This is a genomic window from Bacillus sp. SD088, from assembly GCF_017355205.1.
Taxonomy (GTDB): domain Bacteria; phylum Bacillota; class Bacilli; order Bacillales; family Bacillaceae_C; genus Lederbergia.
The window spans coordinates 141,149-166,199 of the sequence record NZ_JADIJK010000012.1 but is presented as its reverse complement, the minus strand read 5'-3'; the positions used below and the strand labels follow the sequence as shown (position 1 = coordinate 166,199).

The following is a 25,051-nucleotide window of genomic DNA, read 5'->3' as shown; positions in this document are numbered from 1 at the left end:
AGTGATTGGTTGAGTATCTGCATCCGTTGGATGAAGCTCAATCTGTTGTCCTAGTTGTTCCACTGTTGGATGAGTAAAAATTGTTTTTAACGGAAGCCGAATGCCAAGTCGCACTTCTATTTGATTCATCACTTTTGTTGCCTTTAACGAGTGTCCCCCCTGTTCAAAGAAATGATCATCAACACTGATCTGCTTGACACCAAGCACATCTTGATAGATTCCCACTAAAACTCTTTCCGTTTCTGAGCGTGGTTCCAAGATACTCGTTTCACGATCAAACTGTGGATCTGGCAATCTCTTTTGATCTAATTTCCCGTTGCTTGTTACAGGTAATTGTTCCAGCATCATAAAATGATCTGGCACCATATATTCGGGTAATTCTTTGCGGATCGCTGCTTTCAAATGATCCTTTTCGATTTCACTCGTTTCATTGGCGACGAGGTAAGCACATAAGGAGAGATCATCTGCATGATCCTTTTTAGCTACTACTGCCACTTCCTGTATACCAATTTGTTTACGAATAACGGCTTCAATTTCACCTGGTTCAATGCGAAAACCGCGGATTTTGACCTGATTATCCATACGGCCTAAATATTCTAGTTGACCATTTGGTAACCATCTAGCTAGGTCTCCAGTACGATACATTCTTCTTTCTCGTTCCGTTTTTCGTTCGGTAAACGGATCCTCACAGAAGACTTGTCTCGTTTTCTCAGGACTATTCACATATCCTCTCCCAACAGCGATCCCCGCTACACAAAGCTCACCGGCTACACCAGGCGGACATAAACGATTATATTTATCCAAAACATAAATTCTTACATTACGCAAAGGTTGCCCAATCGGAACCCGTGACAGCCCATCTGCCATTGTCGATAGCCGGTATTGACTAACATCATCCGACGCTTCAGCTGGCCCATAGGCATTAATTACCTCAATATCAGGATAAGACTGAAACCAGCGCTCAACTAAATGCGGCGGGACCGTTTCCCCTGTAATAATCAACGACTGCAATGATGGAAATGAGTACTTTTGCGTTTCGAGTTCATCTAACATAACCGTTAAATAACTCGGCACAATCTCTAATAAAGTAATTTGGTCAGCTGCGATTTTCTGAACAAACTTTTCAGGTTCTAAGACAATTTGCTGAGCATAAATAACTGTTTTTCCACCTAACGCTAACGGTCCAAATAACTGCCAAACCGAGATATCAAAGGTTTGATTCGCATTTTGCGCAAACACAAGCTTGTCATCCAGCTTTAAATCGTTCTGCTCTGCAAGAATGTGATTTAACATTCCTTGATGTTCGATCATCACGCCTTTTGGTTTTCCTGTAGAGCCTGAGGTGAACAGAATATAGGCGAGATTAGTCGGTGATACCTGCTTCCCTAGATTTTCACAAGAATGGGATAGATCCTGCTCTATTTGATCCAAATAAATAATTTTCCCTTTATAGGCTTCTCTAAATTCATCTTCTACATATTCAGATAGTGTCACAACAAATTTCACATTGGCTTCATGTAAAATATCAATCCTTCGTTGCATTGGATGAGCCAAATCAAGTGGTAAATAAGCTCCACCAGCTTTCCAGGCCCCAACGACACTACTAATCATTTGCAGTGACCGTTCAAGCATGATCCCGACTACGTCTTCCTCTTCAAGGCCCAAATTCATGTATAATCGAGCAATATGATTTGCTTGTTCATTTAATTGCTGATAGGTCAGCTCATGCTCCTCATCGACCACGGCAATCTTATCTGGTGTCTTGACAGCCCAGTTCTCGAATAGATCAATGATCGTCTTTTCTGAATAAGAATGATCCTGATTATTGAATTGCAGTAGTTCCTGTCTTTCTTGCTTCGTCAAAATTTGGTATTCTGTCAAATTAGCAGTCGGGTTGCTCAATACCTTGTCAATCAATGTGACAAAGTGTTGCAGAATCCGCTGAATACTTGCTTCTCTATAAAGCTCTGTTGCATATTGCAGCGTGATCGTATAGCCTTCTTCCTGATCAATCACTTCAAACTCTGTATCAAATTTGCTATCATCTGGCAATAAATCCTGATATTCAAATGTTGCTTGATCAGTATGAATAGAAAGTTGGTCAAAGTCTTGATAAGAAAACATCACATCGAACAGAGGATTGCGGCCAATATCATTTTTTGTTCCAGCTAACTCGACAATCTGATCAAACGGAACATCTGCATGAGCAAATGTTTGCATCACAGATTTTTGTACATGTTTTACATATTCGTCATAGGTTTGTTCGGAGGGAACCGAATGAACCATCGGCAATGTATTGACAAACATCCCGATTAAACCTTCTATATCCCGATGATTCCGTCCATGAACCAATGTCCCAATCGTCACATCTGCTTGACCTGAATAAATCGATACAAGGATGTTCAAAGTCGATAGGAAGAAGCTATACGGTGTACATTCCCGTTCCCGGCAAAAGTCTGTTATCCGCGCTTTTAGCTTTTGATCTAATTGATATTCAATCGTATTGCCTGCATAGGTTCTTTCTAATGGACGTGTAAAATCAGTCGGAAATCCACAGTTAAGTGAAGCCGTCTGCAATAGCTCCTGCCAATACTGTTGTTGAGATTTCATCTCTTCGGATTGCTCCTGTTTATTTTGCCAGTGAGCGAAATCCTTATATTGAATTGGAAGCGGAGCTAAGACCTTATCCTGATAAGCGGACATCATTTCCTCGGCAAAAATAAGTGCACTTGATCCGTCAAAACTAATATGATGAAAATCGAAAAAGATATAATGAAGCTGTTCACTTCTTTTCACAATCTTCATTCGCATTAATGGTGCTTTCTGTAGATCAAATGGGCGGACAAATTCCGCTGTCATTTGCTGAATGAGCTCGCCTTCCGCTACCTCTGTCGTTATTTCTTTAAAATCAACCGGCAATTCAACTTGCTCATTGACAATTTGAACGATTTCTCCATCTACCTGTTCATACGTCGTTCTTAAAATTTCATGTCTCTGTAGACAAGCATTTGCCGCTGCTTTAAATTTTTCTATATCAAACTCCCCTGCTACTTTGACAACAGATGGAAGATTATAATTCAGACTTTCTTTATTTAATGTATGAATCACATACATTCTCTGTTGGGGAGCGGACGTTTCATAATGAGCGGCAGACGCAATTTGCGGGATCGCTTCTGCTTGTCCTTCCTCTCCTAATGCATGAATCGTCTTAGCAATATTTTCGACAGTCAATTCCTCCACTAGCATGGACATCGGAATGCGAATGCCATCATAAACTTCCTGCAATGTTGAAATCAATTTCAATAAGTTTAATGAGTTCATGCCAAGTGACATCAGATGGTCGTCTTTATGAAAATGTCCATTTCCAATTAAATCTTTGACTATATCAAAAACAATTTGTTCTTCATGATTCAATGCTTCATTCGTAAATTCAAGTAAAATGGCGGCTTGTCCATCACCGACCTCTTGATAAAACCTGTGAGGAATAAAAGCAAAAGGAAGTTTGCTTTGACACCATTTAGGCAGATCACTTTTTGCCCCTTCATCCGTCGCCCAGGTGATATAAGCTTCCAAACTCTGTTGATCTCGGGTTCGTTTTACCGTTACTTCACAGATATCTGGATGTTTCCGAATCACCTGTTCTACTAACCAGAGACTCACAAATGTTTTTCCTTCATAAAAACACCGTTCTTCTGGTCCAAACAGTTCCAATTCTCTATTGGCCGTAAATCTAGCAATCCAGCCTGTAGGATAGAGCGCTAAACGATCGGAACCGATATACAACAATCCATAGCTATTCGTGGGGACTGGCTTTCCTTCCTCACTTAAAACATAGGCCGTAAAATTGGCGGCGTTAATCTCCATATCTTGCTCATTTATTTGCAAGGTTTTGGATAATTCATCCCAATTTCCTTGTTCAATCGCCTGTTTCCTAATCTTTTCATCTTCTTCTGAATAAACGTCTAATTCATACAACGAAAAGCCAGGCTGGTTACAGATCTGTTCCAACAAATCAATATATAGCTGCATCCATCTCGTAACCATTGCTTCGGAGATTTTATTCGTATTAAAGTCAATATCGAAAATAATTTCCCCTTGAAATTCGGTCAAATTAAAGAACAGATCATATCCTACATTTTGCACTTGAATCGGTAATAATTCCGTCTCTGTCCCAAGAAAATGGTTATTTTTTGGCATGCGATCCATATTAAATAAAATCGTTAATTCGGGTTGGACAAAATCTTCATTTCCCGTGAAATCATACAGTGTTGCATGATGCATCTTCTCAAATTTTTGGAAGATCGCTTGATTCTTAGCCACTGCTGTCGCCATATTGCTGTCCTGATTAAGTTGCACATGGAGTGGCACCATTGACACACAATCACCAATTAAGGATCTCGTCGCACACGCTTGTTGTCCTGCAATCGGAACACCAATCATAAAATCGTTCTGTTGCGAAATTTCCCTTAGCATAAATTGATACGTCGTGAGCAGCACAAGGAAAGGACTACTTTTTACATTGGCTGCAAGCTTTCGTATTTTTTTAAGAAAAGCAGCATCTAGACGATACGTGAATCGACTTCCTTCTTTGTTATGCTCCGACATTGTCAACGGATCCCGTTGTGGAAGACGCAACCGGGTAGGATAGCTTGGTAAATACTCTCTCCAAAAGCTTTTGATTTTTTCCTCATCAATACTTTGTAATACATTTTCCCTTTGTCTCCTATATTCACTGTATGGCAATACTTCACGAAAGCTCGGTGCGCGATTTTGCAATTGACTATTGTACGCTTCAATCAATTCCTCACAAAAGACGGAAATCGACCATCCATCCATAATAAGATGATGCGCAATCACGAGTAGTTTCGTTTGCTCTTGCTGATCAGGAGGTTGTAAGAGAAAAACTTTGATTAATGGACCATTCTGAACATCTAGGGAAGTATGGATGCAATCACTTATCACTTCCTGCTCCTCTTCAGAACGAACCTCCAGCTCTGTTAAGTCGAGCTTAGCTGGTTCCCCAACCTTTAAACACTCTAAATCATCGGACACTGTATACCGTAAAGCTTCATGTCTTTTCGAGATGGATCGGAGTGCTTGTTCTAATGCTTGTCGATCGAGAGTTCCTTGAATATTTAATAAAACAGGTTGATTAAAGGCACTCGTGCTTGGATGAACGACTTCAGAGGCCAGCATCTCTTGTTGTTGATGAGTTAAAGGAACTTTATTGTTTTTTTTTGAGTCCTCACTCTTTTTCGCAAAAAAGACAGTTTTCATTTTCAAACAAGTTTCTTTCACAATCCGAATCACATCTTCGATATCATCATCTGTATGGGCAGCTGACAAGAAACAATTTCGCCCTTCCCAAATATACACTCCCTCTGACAGCAGATGATAATAAAAGAGTTCCATATTTCCCCTTAACACAAAGCGGAACAATGATTCACAATAGACAATTTCAGCTGGAACCTCATGTTCTTGGAAGAATTCATTTAATGTGTCCGCAAGATATTTGGTTTTCGCCGCAAGAGCTGGATAAATATCATGACTTTCTTCCTTTATTTTAAGCAATACTGCTTTTGCTGCGGCCATTGTCAATGGATGGTGACAGAAGGTTCCTCCTGCAAAGGTCCTTTTATTTTCAAAAGGAGGTGTTGATTCGTCTCCATAATGCCACATCCCACCATCTAGACAGTCCATCACCTCGTGTTTTCCGGCGACAATCCCGATCGGCATTCCACCGCCAACGATTTTTCCGTAAGTGACAAGATCCGCTTCTACGTTGAAAAACTGCTGGGCACCTCCAGGACCAAGACGGAAACCAAGGATCATTTCATCAAAAATTAACTGGATTCCAGTCTTCAATGTTACATCTCTTAATTGATGGAGAAACTCTCTCGGTTGTAAATCTGGTCTTCTACTTTGTACAGGCTCTACAAGGACACCGGCAATCTCATCACGATGTTCTTCAATAAACGCTAGCGACTCAGGGTGACCATACTCAAGAACATATAGACCATCGATATAACTTTGGAGAATGCCGCCTGCGATCGGGGAAGCTGCGCCTTTTTCCTTGGACATAGCATCCATCCCCAGCACACCATCAAATGTACCGTGATACGAACCGGAGAAAATGACGATTTTATCCTTACCTGTAATCGCGCGGGCTAATCTAATCGCGACCATCACAGCTTCTGTTCCCGAATTAAAAAAGGAAACTCTCTCTACGCCCGTCATCTCGGAAATCAACTGGGCAACTTCACCTGATAAACGCGAGATTAAGCTGAGCGGAAAACCTTGAGCTGTTTCTTCGACAATCGCGTTTTTGATAAAATCTGGATTATGACCAAATAGGCTCACACCAAAATCCATTGCTAAATCTATATATTCATTGCCATCTATATCCGTAATACGAGACCCTTTGCTATCTTCAAAGACTAGCTGATATACCATTTCCTTAATATTCGGCTTAAAACCGGCGATATTTCTCCAGTCCGCATAAACATTTCGATAGTTTTCAGCATACTGTTTGGAGGAAGGCGTTTTTTGATTATATTTTTGAATTAACTCCTGTAACTGCTGTTCTTGCTTCGGATCTTTATCTTTTCTCGCTAAATTTAATTTTTGGAATGGTACATATGATTTTTGTTTCGTCTCCACCCTTTTTTCCGGCTTCTCCACAACTGAACGTGGAGAAGCAGAGGACGGTTTTGGCTCGTTTCGGTCTTGAGCCACGGGATCCGGCGCTTTAACCACTGTCGCTGCTACTTCCTGTTGAGGAGACAGAAGCTGAAGCTGCTGATTGATCACCGCTAATTGTTGAGAAAATAACTGCTGTAATCCATTATCACTCGAACTCACTGGAGCTGAACTGAACTGTTCTTTTGCTGCCCACACCTCATCCATGACCGTTTGTCTTTGCTGATTTTCGATTGGTTCAATTTCCTCTGTCTCAGCTTGTTCCTCTACAACCTCTTCTTGACTCACAACTGGACTGCTTGCTTCTTGCTGTTGATAAATATAATCAGCTATTTCTCGTATAGAGGTTAGATCGGAGAAAAATAAGGTCATGGGAATTTCCACACCAAATTCCTCTCTAATCAATCCATTGACATCTGTGAGAATCATAGAATCTGCGCCAAGTTCAATTAAATTTTCAAATTCATTGATTTCACCTGGCTCCATTCTTGCGGTTGTCTCAACCATTGTTGTTAGTCTATTGACAATCCTTTCGTAATCCAACATCCTCATCACCCTTTTACTTGATCATTTGTTTCCGGCCAGCATCTTGTCGCTCTAAATGGATAAATAGGTAAGCTTACCCGCTTAAATGTCTCTTTCTCAAAAAGTGTTTCCCATTGTGGATCAGCTCCGCGAACATATAGATTACATATTTTTTCCAGCAAAGGTTCTCGGTTCTTTTCACTTTGTTGTTGGAATGAGTCAAGGAGATTACTTGTGATCTGTTGCAAATGTTGTTGCTCTTCTGTTGTAACATCTCTCCAAGATTGGTTGGCATTTAACCCATTGACCATTTTCACGAGCCCAACATATCTCTTATCCAGCAAATTAGTTGTATATTGATAGCGATCTAATTTCTCCACTAATTCCGCTAAATTCCTGACAATGAAAGCCATCCGATACGGATAATGCCCTCTTCCTCTCGCTAATGTATAACTTACGTCAGCTATATCCAATTCTTTTTGTTTAGTAAAAAACAGATGATATTTCTTCACGATATCCTCTAGTTCTTGCAGCGAATGTGCTGAAAAAATAATTGGATAAGCTTTGTCTTCACGTTCCCTTTCCTGAGAATCGATATATTCCTCTAAGATGACATGAGCATTGGTTCCAGAAAAACCAAAATTACTGACACCAGCACGACGTGGTACTGTTTCAACTTGCCAATCTTTATATTGTCTGTTCACCCAAAAAGGTGTCTCTTCAAAATTGATATTACGGTGCAAATTTTCAATATTAATCGTTGCTGGGATTTTTTTATGCTTTAACATCAAGGAAGTTTTAACAATACTTGCCAGCCCAGAAGCTGCAAACAAATGCCCGATATTCGATTTAACTGATCCAATCGAACAAAATTGTTTTTTATCTGTGGACAGACGAAAGGCATCAGTCAAAGCAGTCATTTCTATTGGATCTCCTAATTGCGTTCCCGTACCATGGGCTTCAATATAAGAAATGTCTTCAGCTCGCAATCCCGTCTTTTCAAGCGTATGGTGGACGAGTTCAGTTTGAGCAGCAGGATTAGGTGCAGAAATCCCCACTGAATAACCATCTTGATTGACACCGATGCCACGAATCACTGAATAGATATTGTCTTTATCTTCTATCGCTTTTTTATATGGTTTAATCAGGATGGAGACAACACCTTCTCCTTCCCCTGTTCCATCTCCTTCATCAGCAAACGGGCGGGTATGACCATCAGTTGACTCAAAGCCTACTCTTTTTTCTTTTTTTATTGGTACTGTTTTGATTTCAACACCACCTACAATCGCTTGATCACAGTCTCCATTTCGAATCGCTGTACAGGCATGCTGGAGAGCGACCATTGATGAAGAACATGCACTATCAATATTCATGCTTGGACCTTTGAAATCCATGAAATAGGAAACTCGGCCACTTATATTTGAACTTAATAAACCTGTCGCTGTTTGCGAATCTGCTGATTGCCGCAGAATGTCTTGATATTGATGTCCATTCACATCTGCCAAATACCCAACATACACCCCTGTATTGCTAGACTTTAACGCTGTTCCACCATACCCTGCATCCTCTAATGAGGAATAAGCCGTTTGTAAAAATAGACGCTGAGCAGGAGACATGGCAATCGCTTCTTTTTTTAGGATTTTAAAAAAGTGATAGTCAAATTTATCAATTTCATATAGATATCCCGCATTCTGTGGATCGACTTCCCCTTCAACCTGTGCGCTGTTCAAATAGGCTTCGATATCTGCCCGTCGTTTTGGCGGAATGCTCCCAACACTTTCCACTCCTCCACATAGGTTTCCAAAGAACTCCGATATATCCAGCGCTCCAGGGACAGTGGCTGCCATCCCGATAATCGCTATATCCGCCCGGTCCTTTGCTCCATCAATATGATCGCGAAGGGCATTCACTTGGATTGGTTTTTCCTCGCCACATATATAGGCAGCTACTTGATTGACACTGGGATATTTAAAGAAAATTTCGCCAGGCAAGTCAACAGCATATACTTCCTCTATGCGGGCTGCAATTTGATTTAATAATAGCGAGTTCACTCCATAATCAAAGAAATGATCTGTTAACCCCAGATTAAGATCTGGAGAAACCTCTCGACAAATCCTTAAAATTTCTTTTGCAACATCTTGACGTTTATTTTTTCCGCTATTCTCGTTGTATTTCCCTTTAGAATCATGCTGCTCTTGCCCTGCTAGCAAAGAACATTGCTTGAGGACTTCATTAAATTCCCCATTTTCAAATTCATCTCGAAGTTTGAAACGCATTGGCTTACCGCTAGAGGTTTTAGGTATTTTAGCAACAGGGACAATTTCATCTAACGTAACACCACAGCTTCTCGAAATATGAGATCTTAGTTGCAAAGAAAGAGGGACAAATGTGTCGATATCTCCCTTATGTACGACAAAAGCAACAACTTTTTCACTACTTGTTCCTTTCACATGAGCAGAAGTCATCACAATCTTGTTTTCATCGATTGATTCAAGCTCACCAGCAACCTGTTCAAGATCATTAGGGAAGTAGTTTTGTCCATTTAAAATAATCATTTCTTTTTCGCGTCCTACGACGATCAAGCGTCTTTGATGAAAAAAGCCTAAATCCCCGGTTCTTAACCACCCATCTTGGGTGAACTGTTTTTCATTTGCTTCGGGATTTCGATAATAACCTGGTGTCACATTCGGACCTTTTATTTGAATTAACCCTAATCGGTCCTCATCTAATAGATTATCCTCTTCATCACATATTCGAATCTCACAATTTTTCACGGCAAAGCCCTCATCCGCATAAGACGAAGCATTTTCTTTCTCATGATCTTGAAGATACTGAACCCGATCCCCTACCTTTAATTTCGATCTGTCGACAATCACGCTATTCATCTGTTCATTTATTAGTGGAAAAGCGATAGCAAGTGAGGCTTCTGCCATTCCATAAACTGGAAACATGGCATTAGGGTTCATTCCAAAAACGGAGGTTCTTTGCAGGAATTGTTCACATATTGAAACAGAAATGGGTTCCGCTCCATTAATAATGATTCTTATAGATGAAAAATCGAACTGCTCCTGATGCCTGTCCATTGCTTTCATCGAATATTCCAAACCGAAGTTTGGAGAAGAAATAATTGTCGCCTGATGTTCATCAATTTTCTTGAGCCATAAAGCTGGCCGCCTAACAAAAAGCAAAGGATTCATCGAATATTGCATCACATTCATACTAGTAACCGTTAGATGACAACCAATCAAGCCCATATCATGTGTTAACGGCATCCACGATACAAGTACATCATCTTCTGCGATTTGCGCACCCGAGATGATTGCATCCATATTGGTCAGCAGATTTTGGTGGGTTAATACAACCCCTTTTGGAGCACCTGTAGAACCTGAAGAAAACTGAATAAAAGCAATGTCTTCTGGCTTTGTCTCTGTATAAACGTCCCCATCATGCGCATATGCGATGGCCTCTTCAATCTCTAAATACGAATTTTGAATAAGTTGAACATCCTGTCCCTTCCTATAGGCAAAATCTTCAATCTTTTTCAATGAAGTAGACCTTCCAATCACAAAGGCATCTTCCAATGTTTTGAGCACATTAAACAGTTTTCGCCTATGCTCATCCACTTCCTCCGCAATAATCGGTACTGGAATCATCCCTCCCAATACACATGCCCAAAATGTAAGAATAAATTCTTTGTTATTCGCCAATTGCAAGACCACATGGTCCTTCGGTTTTAACCCTTTATTTTGCAGAAAGCCTAACAGCTTCTTCGCTTTACGCAAAATCGAATCATACGAATAAAATTCTTCATCTGTCTTATTGAGGATAAAAGAGACTCCCTTTTCCTTCTCATCCTCTTTATCTATAAATATATCTGTTAACGTCGTATATGGAATATCAATCTGTTCAGGCAAACCATTCTCCTCCTTTCTAGAAACGCAGCATGGATTTTATAAATCATAACTTTTTCAACTATCTCAGGATATGCTAGTTAAAGATGAGCTTCTAAAACTTCCCGCAAAATCTGACAGCCTTTTTCAAGCTTTTCTCTAGAGATTGTTAAAGGCGGTAAAATTTTGAGAACATGACTTTGTCGACCAGCATTTTCAATAATCAGACCAGAGTAAAAACAGTCATCTATAATTCGATCTGTTAAGCTACTCTCTTCAAAAGCACTCAAATCAATGCCCCATATCATTCCGATTCCGCGGATTTTGATTCTCCGATCAATGGCACAAAGATGATCACTTAGAAATTGTTGTAAATAGCTTTCATTTTCGCTGACTCGTTGGTCTAAATCCAGCTCTTCCCTTAAATGTAGAGAAGCCGTAGAAGTAACAAACGCAAGTTGATTCCCTCGAAATGTACCATTATGTTCACCAGGCTTCCAAACATCCCATTCTCGCTGCAATAATAATAGTGACATAGGCAGGCCGTAACCACTGATCGACTTCGATAGAATCACCATATCTGGAACAATCCCCGCTCGCTCAAACGAAAAGAAGGTGCCCGTTCTTCCACAGCCAACCTGAATATCATCACAAATCAATAAAATATCATGTTGTCGACAAAGGCTTTCCAGTCCCTGGAGCCACTCATTTGAAACAGGGTTGACTCCTCCTTCGGCCTGTACCGTTTCAAAAATGATGGCAGCTGGTTTTTCCACACCTGAATGATCATCCTCTAAGAGATTTCGTATATACTGGAGTGTATCAACTTCAATCGGACCCCCAGGATGAGGGATAAATGTCACATTGTTTAGGGGAACCGACGCACCGGCTCGACTAGAGGTGTTACTTGTCACAGCTAAACTGCCTAACGTCATACCATGGAATGCCCCCATAAAAGCAAATACATTGTTGCGCTTTTTTATTTTTCGTGCCAACTTTAAAGCGGCTTCCACAGCATTCGTCCCTGTTGGTCCACAAAATTGCAGCTTGTATTGCAAATTTCTTGGTTCTAAAATTTTTGAGACAAACGTATCAACAAAGGCTTGCTTCGCTTTTGTATACATGTCTAAGCCATGGGTGATGCCATCTTCATTGATATAGTCAAGCAAATACTTTTTAATAAATTCAGGATTATGACCATAATTTAGGGCCCCTGCTCCAGCTAAAAAATCAATATACTCTTGTCCATCTTCTGAATAGATGACTTCATTTTTAGCTTTATGAAACAGATCATTAAAATGGCGATTATAGTAACGAACTTCAGATTCATATGTTATAAATGGCTCCACTGAAACCCTCTCTCTTTCCATTAAAAATGGACATATAATTTCTCCTCTACTAGCTGATTGATCGTTTCGACGACGTCAGAAGGATGTTCATTGATAAAGAAATGGGATCCCTCGAATGAGTGATATTGAACACTTGAGGAAGTATATAGATTCCATTCTTCTATATCATCACGGCTGATATCTGCTTCACTATTAAGCAGGTGAACATCGCTCGAAAAAACAAATTCAATCCTCTTTGTATATTCCTCGACTGCTTTAAAATCGTTTCTTAATAACCGCAAAATATAAGCGGAAAATTCTTGATCTTGCATCACTTCTTCGGGAAGACCACCTAAATCCATCATTTTCTCTTTAAATGTTCCTTCATCCAGCAAATGGTGTTGTTTGTGAATGTATAAATGGGGTGGTTTCATAGCGGAGAGAACAACTTGTTGGGGTAGAGGCCGATTGTTAGCTTGGAGCTTTTTATATACCTCTAATAAAACATAAGCACCCATACTATGACCAAACAAGATATACTCTTCACTAGACACATTGATTTGTTTATAAGCTTGCTCAGCCATCGCTTCAATAGATGTACACAAGTCCTCTTTCGCCCTTGTTCCTCTTCCCGGTAATTCGATTGGACATAATTCGATACCAGCGTCCAAATATTTTTTCCACTTATAATAGATAAAAGCAAAACCACCAGCATAAGGAATAGTATAAAGCTTCATTGTCCCACCACCTGCCTAAGATCCATTTCATTTATTTGAGCTTTATCGATTTCATAGCTTAAGGCCTGTAATTCCTCATCTCCCTGATTGATCAGGTTCGTTAAAATCATCCCACTCCCAAGCTCGATCAATAATTCAACATGCTGTCTTTTTATATACGATATCGTCTCTTGCCAACGAACCGGAGCGACGAGATGTTGAATGAGATTGTCATATATATTGTCGATCGTATGAGGCATAACCGTGTAGTTAGAAATCACAGGAATAGAAGGGGAACAGATCTCCACACCTTGAATCACCTCAGCAAATTCATCAGTGATATCCTGCAATAATGGACAATGAAAAGAGGATTTTCCCATAAGACGTTTGTATGCTCCTCCTTTATTTGCCACATACCATTCCAACTCCGTTATATCGGCTGCCTTTCCAGAAATCGTGGCTTGTTCATGCGAATTATAGCACCCAATCCAAACAGATCTTCCTTCTGCTCGTAGTGCTTGACAAATTTTTTCACTCTCAGAAATGGGAAATTGATAAACAACTGTCATCACGCCCGCTTTTTCCGCAGCGATGCGATCCGCTAATTTCGCACGGTGAGTAACCAAGGTCAAAACATCCGAAAAGGGCAAGACACCTGCACAGGTTAAGGCACCATATTCCCCTAAACTGTGGCCAGCCATTAAAGAAGGCTTAAATTTGTACTGATCAGTGATATGCCGATACGTAGCAACATGAGCCATTACAATAATAGGAGCACTTACAGCAGCTTGATGAAGAAAGTCACTATCCTCCCCAAAACATACTTGGGCAACATCATATCGCAGCACCTCAGAAGCTTCTGCAAATGTATCCCGTACTACTCTGCTCTCTCTATATAGATCACCTAGCATTCCAAGCCTTTCAGAGTTCTGCCCTGCAAACATATAGGCCATCTTTTTCAATGTTCCATTTCACTTCCTTCTTTCTACTTTCCTTACAGAGGATGTTCAAAAGGATCAAGTGGATGAACAGCTAAGTTCGCGCTGTTCTGGCGCAACGTCCTGTTGGCTTAAATTCGCGCCAACAATCGCCACGCCCTTGTGGCCTGCATCCCACAGGTACAAATGACACTGCGAGATAAAGGGATCTTCGACTAAGTTCCGACACGTCCTTTGTCGAACGTCGAAGTCAGCGCCTTAGCCGACTTGTTCCTTTTTCTCCGCCCTTTTGAACACTTACTTACACAACGACATGTGCTTCATTTTTTTGATCTGATTCAATCAACCCGTCTAACATGCGAATAGTTCTGCTTCCATACTCTGCTGATTCCTGAGAATGGGTCACTTGCAGAATCGTAATGTTTTTTTCTTGATTAATCTTTTTGAACAGCTCCATAATTTCCGTTCCGGATTTACTATCTAAGTTTCCAATCGGCTCATCCGCTAGAATAATTCTGGGATTCATAATTAAAGCACGGGCAATCGCCACTCTTTGCTGTTGCCCACCAGATAGTTCTCTAGGCGTAAAGTTTTTTCTTTCTAACAGCCCGACAATCTGTAAAATATCATCTAACTCTTGCTGGTAATGACGAGGTTTTTTCCCATCCATTGTCAGCGGCAATAATACATTTTCAGCCACCGTCAAGTTTTGTACCAAATTATAAAATTGGAATACAAATCCGATATTTTTGCGTCTTAACTTACTTTTCTGCTTATCTTTCATTTTGTTTATATCTTCGTTATGAATCAATACCTTTCCAGATGTAGGTGCATCAATGCCACCAAGCATATAAAGCAGTGTACTTTTCCCACATCCGGAAGGTCCCATAATTGAAACAAATTCTCCTTCATGAATCTTCAAATCAATTTTCTTAATTACTTCAATTTCTTTCCCACCATTTTGAAAGCTTTTTCGCAAGCCTTCTGTTCTAATCACTTGTTCCATATAGACCTCCGCTTAAATTAAATTTGACATTCCGTTATCCCGTGTGACCGTCCGAAAGCCTCCACTGATGGCAGTCTCGCCTTTATTCAAACCGCAGGCTCTGGACAATGTTCATTCGATAAATCTTTCTAATAATTGATAGGATGGAAAGGAGCAACAATATGAATACAACTGCAGATAAAATCAAAAACAAGTCGGTGTTAAATTGAAAATTGATTCTTAGACCAATGGCATACAAGAGTTTTGTCATAATTACATTCATGGCTAAACTGCCTGCAAATCCAACCGCTACTACCGATATAAACGTCATAAATGTTTCAACAAGCAATACCTTCACCAATTGCCCTCTGCTCATACAAACTGAATATAAAACAGCATATTCTTGTTTTCTTTGAATAAAGGAAACAAGTAGATTATTAGAAATGCCGAGGATTCCAATCAATAATCCTAATAAGACAATAATCGTCATACCAAGAATCAATGTATCAATGGTACTTTTTTGTGTTTGTAAAATTTCATCGAACGTGTTGACTGTCATGTCAGAATCTGAATATTTATCACTAATCACTTTTTTGAGCTTTTCTAGATCAGTTCCTGGAGTTGCCTTGATATTGATCTGATCCAAGGTTCCCTCAAAGTCTTTCTTGAAAAAACTTAAATTAATCAACGCAGTTGCTCTATTTTGGGAGAATCCTAAACTTTCCATCTCCCCTACTACGGTGGCCGTTACAGTCGAATTCTCACCATCTAATGGTTCAAGATTCGCATCAAGAGGCTGTAACTCGATCTTATCCCCCAATTGTAAGTCGAACCGTTCTAATTGGTATTCATCCAGAATAACCCCATCATCCGTACTTTTTAATTGTTCCTTCGCATCACCAAGAAAAGTAATACCGGAAAAGAATGAATCAAAAGAATCTAGATTGTCAATACCAATAACCCCAAATGCCTCTCCTTGACCACCGATTTCCGCTTCCGCTGTATCCACATACTGTGTGTATGTTTCTGATACGCCATCTATCTCTTTTATATCTTCATAATCCTCTATATCATCCTTCGTCTCAGTGACGGCAATATCAAAATCCCTAACTAATGATTTGTTCAGGTACTGATCAATCCCATCCGCGATCATGCCAACAAGCATAAGCAAAACAAAAACGACAATAATCATATTAGAATTATTTGATGCCATTTTATTATTCCCTAAGTTTTTCACACCAAGTAAAAACTCTCCAGAACCAACGCGCTTAAATATAAGGTCGATCCCCTTTGATACAACATTGAGAAAACTTGGCATCAGTAAAACAATCGATATAAATAAACATAGAATGGAAAGAATACTCATAACAAGATCATCTGTTCGATTGATGTAATATAACGCAAATGCACCAATAAGTAGAACAACACCAATGATAAAAGGAATAATTGAACGCTTTTGCGCAGTGTGTGTCGTATTAAGAATAATTTCCTTGAGTGGTTTTTTATTCATCCTAATAATTTGGAAATAGCTAATGATCGGCGGAAATAAAGCACCAAACAAGAAGGCAATACTTAAATAGGTTATATTATAGCTAACCTCTGTTTCGACACCGAATTCTTTATATTCATTAAATATATCCGCAACATATGGTAAAAGTGCAGCTCCCACGACAATTCCTAGAACAGAACCAATCAAACCATAAAATAGAAACTCCATAGTTAAGATAAAATTGGTTAATTTCTTGCTGGCTCCGATGCTTCTAAAGGTACCAACGACCGGCATTCGTTCCACAGCGATTAATTTTGCCAAAGAGATAATGATATAGGAACTGATCATAACAATCGTGATAATGGCTAACATCATCGTTGTTTCAAAAGTAGCTTCATCACGTGTATTGGCAGCAGTTGATTGATTTTGAATTTGAAAATCAGCATTGTCATCTTTTAATGATTCAATCGATTCACTAATCTTGTTTTCCGGTACAGATAAATAGGTAGTATTCACCTTATCTTTCGTATCAAATATGTCATTTACTTGTTCTTCGGTAACGGCAAGGGTAATCGTATCGATCTCCGAGAAAAAAACACCTCTCGCCTTCCCGATCGCTCCCACCTCATACTCATATGTATCTTCTCCAACTTCGACAGAGAGCTTATCTCCTAAATCAAGATCATACTCTGAGGCAGTATGATTACTAATAATTGCCATATCCTTTTCAAGCTTAAACCCATCAATTTGATTGATTTTTTCAACTAACCCACTTGCTTCAGCTTCTGCATCATCTAATCCTATTAAAGTGACGTCCACATCTTCATTCGTCACCTTCGTTTCCCCTTGGGCAAATATCATGTCATTCCGTGATTCAATTGAAACATCTGTTGTGACTAAATCTTTCTTCTCATACAATGGTTCATCATCAGATTTCGAAACAATAATATTCGTATCTCCATAAGCACCTTTTAACATTGAAGTATATGTATTATTAATAATCTCATTAAGACTTAACCCAATAAACACGACTAAGGTGGATAACAAGACCGTTAGTAAGACAATCAATGTTCGGAATTTCTTTTCAACCAAATTAATCATAATATGCTTTATTACACTTCTCATAAAAGCCTCCTAGTTCACTTAAGCCCGATAGATAAAATGATCTATTAACTCATTTGATGATATAAATTCAATCTGGGCAAACTCACGCGATTGCCCGCAAACAATCGTTATATACTGTGGTGAAATATTGTACTCTTGAAACCAAAAGGGGTCATTCATATCATTTTCTTTTAAGCTGATGTCTTGCTCTTGCACGACAATCGAAAATGAATCTAATGATCGATAGAGCCCTTTTCCCAAAGCTTTCAAATAACTTTCTTTGGCGCACCAAATCCGGAAAAAGGCTTCATTTTGTTGATCTCTCATCCTGTTGGTAATGTAATCAGCTTCAATTTGTGTAAAAAAATGCTTGATAATCGAATTGTCAACTGATTGAATCTTCTCCACATCAATCCCTACTGGTGTGTGTGTTGCTATGGAACAAACAATCATATTCGCAGAGTGAGAAATATTAAAGTGAAGATTTGGATCATTCATACATACTGGCTTTCCATAGTCATTTTCTGTAAAAATAATCTCTTCATTACGAATATTTAATTTCCTACTAATTAAAAATCGAACGACAAGTTCGCCCAAAAGTGATCTTTTGGCATCCGCAAAGTTTCTGAACCTCTCGATTTTCGCTCTTTTCTTTAATGATATTTTTCCTTTGACTAAACGAAAAGATTGGTCATCTATATGAGAGGCTATTTTTACAGCATAAACTTCAATCATTTTTACCTCTTACTCTCTCTAACTATTTTTCATTGTATTCAGAAAAAAATTTATATCATTTCTTTTTTCCCTCTTATTTCCTTTTTAAACCATAAGAGATCTGTAATTGGAATAGTTTCCCATATTCACCATACGATATCCTTAACGAAAAGGTTTCATCTCGGAAATTCCTAGTAGCTACTGAACAAGTTCAGAAAAATAACCACAAAAATAAGCTTTATTAGTAATATCTGTTTTACCCTAAATAAAAGTAATATCATTAGTTCACACTTCGGTCAATGGAGTAAAAATACAGCTTCAAACAAATTGTTACAAATTTCCCATTTAAAAATTTTCAATGAATATTCCGATAAGGTCTATTGCCCTTAATTTTCTTTCAACTTTTCTCTATCTGCTAAAGTTTTTCTTTTTTAACTGGTAATTTTCACCCCCACTTTTTAAAAAATAGGTAATTATAATCATTTTTTATTTTTTATCCCTGTACAACCATCCATAAATTCCCACTTCAAGACTAGGAAATTCCAAAGCAGTCTAAGTGGAATTGAAAAACTTCCACTGATGGAGGTCTCGTTTATTTTCTTGTAAAAAATCTACCAGTCTTACCACAAATATTCGTTAATCTCAGCTTTGAACAGATTTGTATCAATATTACACTTCTCGGCATCAATCCCATACTGCCACCCCAATAAGAAGCTTCCCTCTGGTGCAATTGGCTCATATTCTGGTGCCTTTTCTTTAGATGTAATTTCGATTTGGGGATGAGCTGACCAGATGATCAGTTGCTTCTCGATCTCCTCCCTGTCCTTTACGGCTTGTTCATATTCCTTGAATAAGGGCTGTTCTTCTGCAAAGACGCCATAAATCCCGGGGTGATAAGAGGCATCTTTGATTCCGTCAAACCATCCTTGGATAAACGCGGCATTTACTGGATATTCTGGTTCAATATCAGCAAAGATCGCTTTCCCCTCAGGGAGTCCAGCCTCTTCTGCAAGGGAAACGGCATGTTGGGCTAACTCAACGCCATGATCATATCCCTTCGCTCCATCAAAGTGATTATAGATCGCCAAAACTTTAATCTCTTGCTCATGCAAATATTGGCTTTCCTCTTTCGTGATTCCCTGTGATACATCCTCTATAGTCCCAAGGTATCTTCCCCATATTTCTGGTTTTCCGAAATGCCGATTGACACAAACATAAACTTCTTCTGTTGTGACACTTGCAGAATCTACACCCCAGATCACTTTCTCACTGTCTTGGTTTTTATTCGTCTTATCTTTGTCTTCAGCCTTTCCTTTATCTTTTTTATCTTTTTTATCTTTTTTATCTTTTTTATCTTTCTTGTCTTCCTCTTTTCCATTGGTGTCCTTTTCATCTTGATTGTTCTGATTCTCTCGCTGTTCTTGTTCCTTATTTTGATTATGGTCCTTATCAAGCTTCTCTGTTGTCCAATCCGTATTGTTAATCATGCAAAAGAATAATGGAATCATCAAAACAAGTAGGATGACAGCTATGGAAAAATCACCTTTTTTCCCCATAAAAATCCCCCCTACTTTCCTTCATATGCTGAAAGAAAAGCAAGGGGGACGGCGAATTTCCAAAAAGCTTAAGATAAAGTGAACCTTCAATCAGTGGGGGTTTTCTTTCATCCCCCACTGATTGTTAGTTGAACCAATCGGGCTTTTACGGGCAGTGTATCCCCCACCTGTGCTTCTCCGTATTCTCTAAAGCCTTGAGGTGGGGGATTACTGCCCGTTAATGCGGGATAAAGAAAACACAGTGAGCCTGAAAGAAGAGCTGATGTTGACAACGCTCCCAGAAACCAAAGTGTAGTAGTTACTGGGTACCAGCCTATTGCACGACTCAAACAATCTAGCCATCTAACATTCCTTTATAAGCTCCATTATTGGAATCTGGTATCTCGATAGCACCTACCGTCTTCTGATAAAAAGCAACAGGGCCAGCTCCACCAATAATGGCATAAGCGTATCCCATATGCTTCATTTCAAGTAAGCTAAGTAATAAAAGTTCTCGCCCGATTCCTTTGCCTCGCGCCTCAATATCTACTCCAGTTGGACCGAAAAAATTTAAATAGGTAACATTGAAGCAGGCAAAACCTAATATCTTATTCCCTTCTATTGCGATAAGACAAGATGCTGGTGTTTGCGAACAAGCAACTTCACACTCACTCGCCCATTTTTCAGAAAAATGCTGCCTTACCCAATTCACCACAATATGTTTTTCCGGTGGGATGGGTCTGCGAATTGCATACGTTTTCTCTTCATCCATTCTTACATCAGCCGGTAATCGATAAAGTGGTACTAAAAGATCTCCCATGTTCTTCCCCCTTTACAGCGTTTTCATATTCCGCCTTACTCATCTTCTAATATAACATGAAATAGTTTTTATTTTCGCTTTTTTGTTATCGATAAAGGGTGAAACTATTATGTATCCTATTTCTAGGGAACGTTTCTTATATTTCAATGAATATGGAAAGAAGCTGGGACAAAACATTCGTTAGCGGAGGAAATATACGTAGACTTCTACAGGAAATAAGAGTTCGGTAAGCCCCCGGACAACTCAAGCTGGAGGAGACTTAACACTCGCTCTCGGAAAGAGAAATATATTTCCGGAGCGGAGTATATACACTCTATAAGTTCAAGTTTTTCTTAGGTGAAAACACTTTTGTCCCTAGCAACTCCGTAGTCGGCATAATTATGTCCGATCCCAAAAGCGTTGTGTCGCAATCGCTGTAATAAATTCCTCTCCAAAGTTAGGGTTATTCCCGGCAAAAACGACACCTGATGAAGCTTTAATTTGAAACTGGGACTGTGCCATTGTTGCAACACCAATTGGTTTATAATGGCTGTATGCATCTCTTATAAAGGACATGACATCTTGATGGAATTTCGCATCATTTCTAGCGTTTCCGCCAACGACATATAACGTATCCACTAAATAAGGACTTGTGGTAAGAAATGTTTTATCAACTTTGAGTTTTGTTCCATCTGCTCCGGAAACAGTACCCAGTTTTTCACTTACAATTTCTATAAATACTCCATTTTGCTTTAAGTAATTCAGCACATTGATGACCTCTTGGCTGTTAAAACCATTACCTACCAACACACCTACTTTTTGAGTATAAGCATATTTTGGCGTATTGGCCTGGCTAAGAGAAGGGTAACTTGTAGAAACAGCAACACTATCACCACTAGGCCTGTCGACACCAATATTATCAGCGACGATATATGCCAGCTCTTTATCCACATTAACAAGTAAATCAACAACTTGCTGGCGGACAGATTCGCTTTTTACGCTCCCAACTTGATAACTTAATCCCTCGATAGTATGCTGTTTTTCAATGGGCGTCAAACTGTTCCAAAAGATTCGTGGTTGTGAAAAATAATCCTTGAACGAATCGCTTCTGGCTCGAATTTTGTAGCCCTCTACTTTCTCCGGATAATCTGCATAGCCGCCTTCTTCTGGAGGCACCGTATATGGTGTGTTATTTGCTAGTGAATTTTCATGGTAGTTCACCTTGTCAACATCAATTCGCTGTCTCATATAACCTCGGCGCTGATTATTATGAAACGGGCAGAGTGGCTTATTAATTGGCAATTCAACATAATTGGCGCTGCCAAGTCGATGTTGTTGTGTATCTCTATACGCAACTAACCTCCCCTGTAAGACAGGATCATTTGAAAAATCAATTCCGGGCACGACATTTGCAGGGTTAAACGCTACCTGTTCAGACTCTGTAAAGTAATTATCAATATTTCTATTAAGTGTCATTTTACCAATCATTTGAACAGGGACAACTTCTTCTGGCCAAAACTTTGCAGGATCAAGCACATCAAAGTCGAATTTGAATTCATCTTCCATCGAAATCAACTGAACACCTAATTCATATTCAGGATAAGCACCATGGTCAATCGCCTCTCTGAGATCGCGTCGGTGAAAGTCAGGATCAAGCCCACCAATTTTCAGTGCCTCATCCTGCAGCAGGGAATGGACACCTAGCACAGGCTTCCAAACATACCTCATAAAGGTAGCTACACCTTGCTCATTCACAAATAAGTACGTATTAATGGACCATGATTCCATCATTCGGTAACTTCTTAGAATGCCTCGATCAGACATGATCCATAGGACCATATGAAGTGCTTCATCGTTATTGGCTACATAATCCCAAAACCTGTCGTGGGCTCCGCTTGCCGTTGGGATATCATCAGCTTGCTTAGCTTGATATGCATGCATCGCATCCGGAAATTTCATCGCGTCTTGGTTAATTAATACAGGCATGGCTATCGTTGTCAGATCGACATTTCCTTCTTCTGTATAAAGCTTAACACCCTGGCATCGTAAATCTCTTGCCGTATCATAAGACCCTTTAGCACCTTGTACAGTAGAAAAACGGATCGTTAATGGTGTCTTTTTTCCCGCTTCCTGTAAGAAGCCCGCTTTTGTCACATGTCTCATGGACTGATAACATTCAAACTCTCCGTGTGCGCTGTAACCTCTTGCATGAACCACTCTTTCTGGTATTTCTTCATGAACAAAATGGGACATCTTTTCAAAGAACTCATAATCCTGACGTAAACTAGGACCACGTATACCAGCCTTTAATTGATCCTGATCCTGTGATCTTTTTTTCCCTTCCTGGGTCGTCATTGGCTTTCCCGCGTCATGTATACGATATTGATCTAATTGCTTCTGTTTAGCATTCGTTTTAGGCTTTTGGTTTCTAGATGGCTTATCATCCATGTTGTATCCCCCTTAGTGTTAAAGTTTTGCCAACTACATAGATACATATGAAAATCTTTTAAATCTAGAACAAATGGCTTAAATTATTACTCACAGAGATATTTTTTATTAGAAAGAACAATTATCTAGGCATTTATCCTTCCAGCTTCATTTTATTCACATATGGTAATACTGAAAGATTTTTAGGAGGTGGAGTTGTATGTCTGAGGGATTTGGATTCGGAGGCGGATTTGCGCTGATTGTTGTCTTGTTTATCCTCTTGATTATTGTAGGGGCCGGTGGTTTTGTCGGTGGTTATGGATATTAATAAGCCAAAAATATAATAAAGAAAACTCGGATTGGAGAGAACTCCTAAATCCGAGTTTTTGTTTTAACCTGCATTTCATGTAGTATTTTAACCTTATTGCATTTGAGAGGATGTGTTTTCAGAGCTTTGCTGACTGCCACCTTGTTGGCTCATTCCAGATTGTTGCTGACTGCTACCTTGTTGACTCATACCTGATAACTGGGGAATCATGTTTTGCAGTTGTCCTGCTTTTCCAGTCATCATGCTATAAGCTACAGCTCCAACCCCAATTGAAGCAATAATTGGTAAAACCTGAACATTGCTTTTCATCACAAACAACATCCTTTCTATAGTGGATCATGCATAAGACTTAGAATCAACTACATCTTTATATTGACCTTTTTACGGAAAGTTTTACATAGAAGAATTAGCCAATCTTTTGTCAGTAACAAATTGAATGATTTTCAGTTAAAAGCTAAACACTAAACAAGATTCACTTTTTTATTTTAAAGGAGGTTCTTTTATTGGACAAGGAACTGTCCTATGGATCCGATTATAAATATATCCCCACTACTTCTATAGGAAGTGGTGTTGGCCAAGAGGTCTTATCGGATCTATATTGTTATACGGTACAAATCGTAAATATTGCCATGGTAGGGCAACCGAATGATTCATCTTTTGTTTTAGTCGATGCTGGTATGCCTCATTCTGCTCCAGCCATCATCAAAGAGACGGAAAAACGATTTGGGGAGAATTCCCGTCCTAAAGCCATCCTATTGACACATGGACATTTCGACCATATTGGCGCTGTGATTGAGTTAATTGAGCACTGGGATATTCCGGTATATGCTCATCAGTTAGAACTTCCTTTTTTAACAGGAGAAAAGGATTATCCAGAGCCTGATGCGACTGTTGAAGGAGGGGTAGTGGCGAAACTATCGCCATATTTCCCAAATGAAGCAATTCAATTAGGGAATCATGTTCAAGCATTACCTGAAGATGGAAGTGTTCCACATATGCCAGGGTTTCGTTGGCTACACACACCAGGGCATTCGCCAGGACATGTCTCCTTTTTTAGGGATGAAGATCGAGCACTAATCGCAGGTGATGCCTTTATTACTGTTAAGCAGGATGCTCTTTATAAAGTATTCACCCAGGAGCAAGAAATTAATGGCCCGCCAAGATATCTAACAACAGATTGGGACGCCGCCCGTGAATCTGTTCAAAAACTCGCAGCTTTAAAACCAGATACGGCCATTGTAGGGCATGGTTTACCTTTACAAGGAGAAGTACTGACTAAAAGTCTAGAAAAACTTGTCAATGAATTTAATCAAATTGCCATTCCTGATTATGGAAAGTATGTAAATTAATTCTCATTTAGGAACTGTCCAAAAAGTCTTCGGCAACGAAAAAAGGGGGCTGGGACAAAAGGTATTTTCACCAGGAATGAGCCTAACTACCAAGGTGCATACGCCCTCGCTAAGGTAATGTATTATTCGTCTTTGGAACTTAATACTTTTGTTATGTCTCAGTCCTTCTTTTTCACAGTATAGGAAAGTATAAATTTTGGTTAGTGCTTGATCCAATTCCAGGCG

General features: G+C 39.4%; 14 protein-coding genes. 2 read left to right on the top strand and 12 right to left on the bottom strand.

The features are described from left to right. From IPU53_RS12455 to IPU53_RS12405, 11 genes are all read right to left on the bottom strand, one after another. On the bottom strand, positions 1-7,245 hold a 7,245-nt coding region (locus IPU53_RS12455; RefSeq protein WP_207451137.1), incomplete at its 3' end, for a non-ribosomal peptide synthetase. 5 nt (positions 7,246-7,250) lie between these two features. Continuing rightward, positions 7,251-11,138, bottom strand: coding sequence for a beta-ketoacyl synthase N-terminal-like domain-containing protein (locus IPU53_RS12450; RefSeq protein ID WP_207451135.1), 3,888 nt, complete (start codon positions 11,136-11,138; stop codon positions 7,251-7,253). 77 nt (positions 11,139-11,215) lie between these two features. After that, positions 11,216-12,463, bottom strand: coding sequence for a diaminobutyrate--2-oxoglutarate transaminase (gene ectB / locus IPU53_RS12445; RefSeq protein WP_396019946.1), 1,248 nt, complete (start codon positions 12,461-12,463; stop codon positions 11,216-11,218). 20 nt (positions 12,464-12,483) lie between these two features. Further along, positions 12,484-13,179, bottom strand: coding sequence for a thioesterase II family protein (locus IPU53_RS12440; RefSeq protein ID WP_207451131.1), 696 nt, complete (start codon positions 13,177-13,179; stop codon positions 12,484-12,486). After that, positions 13,176-14,111, bottom strand: coding sequence for an ACP S-malonyltransferase (locus IPU53_RS12435; RefSeq protein WP_242698262.1), 936 nt, complete (start codon positions 14,109-14,111; stop codon positions 13,176-13,178). Before IPU53_RS12435 ends, IPU53_RS12440 begins: the two co-directional genes overlap by 4 nt. A 286-nt stretch (positions 14,112-14,397) precedes the next feature. Further along, positions 14,398-15,102, bottom strand: coding sequence for an ABC transporter ATP-binding protein (locus IPU53_RS12430; protein WP_207451127.1), 705 nt, complete (start codon positions 15,100-15,102; stop codon positions 14,398-14,400). Between the two features lie 82 nt (positions 15,103-15,184). Beyond that, complete coding sequence (locus tag IPU53_RS12425) at positions 15,185-17,695, bottom strand: ABC transporter permease (protein ID WP_207451125.1); 2,511 nt, start codon at positions 17,693-17,695, stop codon at positions 15,185-15,187. An 18-nt stretch (positions 17,696-17,713) separates the two neighbouring features. Then, positions 17,714-18,409, bottom strand: a complete 696-nt coding sequence (locus IPU53_RS12420; RefSeq protein ID WP_207451123.1) for a 4'-phosphopantetheinyl transferase family protein — start codon at positions 18,407-18,409, stop codon at positions 17,714-17,716. Between the two features lie 599 nt (positions 18,410-19,008). After that, the gene (locus IPU53_RS12415; RefSeq protein WP_207451121.1) at positions 19,009-19,944 is read right to left on the bottom strand and encodes a glycoside hydrolase domain-containing protein; all 936 of its coding nucleotides are present in this window, start codon (positions 19,942-19,944) and stop codon (positions 19,009-19,011) included. A gap of 334 nt (positions 19,945-20,278) precedes the next feature. Next, positions 20,279-20,743, bottom strand: coding sequence for a GNAT family N-acetyltransferase (locus tag IPU53_RS12410; RefSeq protein WP_207451119.1), 465 nt, complete (start codon positions 20,741-20,743; stop codon positions 20,279-20,281). Between the two features lie 378 nt (positions 20,744-21,121). Further along, positions 21,122-23,170, bottom strand: a complete 2,049-nt coding sequence (locus IPU53_RS12405) for a catalase (protein ID WP_207451117.1) — start codon at positions 23,168-23,170, stop codon at positions 21,122-21,124. Positions 23,171-23,369: 199 nt separating this feature from the next. Here IPU53_RS12405 and IPU53_RS12400 point away from each other — a divergent pair, with 199 nt between their 5' ends. After that, positions 23,370-23,477 (top strand): YjcZ family sporulation protein, encoded by a 108-nt coding sequence (locus IPU53_RS12400; RefSeq protein WP_082881265.1) that lies wholly within the window; start codon positions 23,370-23,372, stop codon positions 23,475-23,477. Positions 23,478-23,570: 93 nt separating this feature from the next. Here the strand turns inward: IPU53_RS12400 and IPU53_RS12395 are convergent, their stop codons facing one another. Beyond that, complete coding sequence (locus IPU53_RS12395; RefSeq protein WP_242698261.1) at positions 23,571-23,786, bottom strand: hypothetical protein; 216 nt, start codon at positions 23,784-23,786, stop codon at positions 23,571-23,573. 194 nt (positions 23,787-23,980) lie between these two features. Between IPU53_RS12395 and IPU53_RS12390 the strand changes: the two genes are divergently transcribed. Next, entirely contained in the window at positions 23,981-24,826 is an 846-nt protein-coding gene (locus IPU53_RS12390; protein ID WP_207451113.1) for an MBL fold metallo-hydrolase, read from the top strand. Positions 24,827-25,051: the final 225 nt, after the last annotated feature.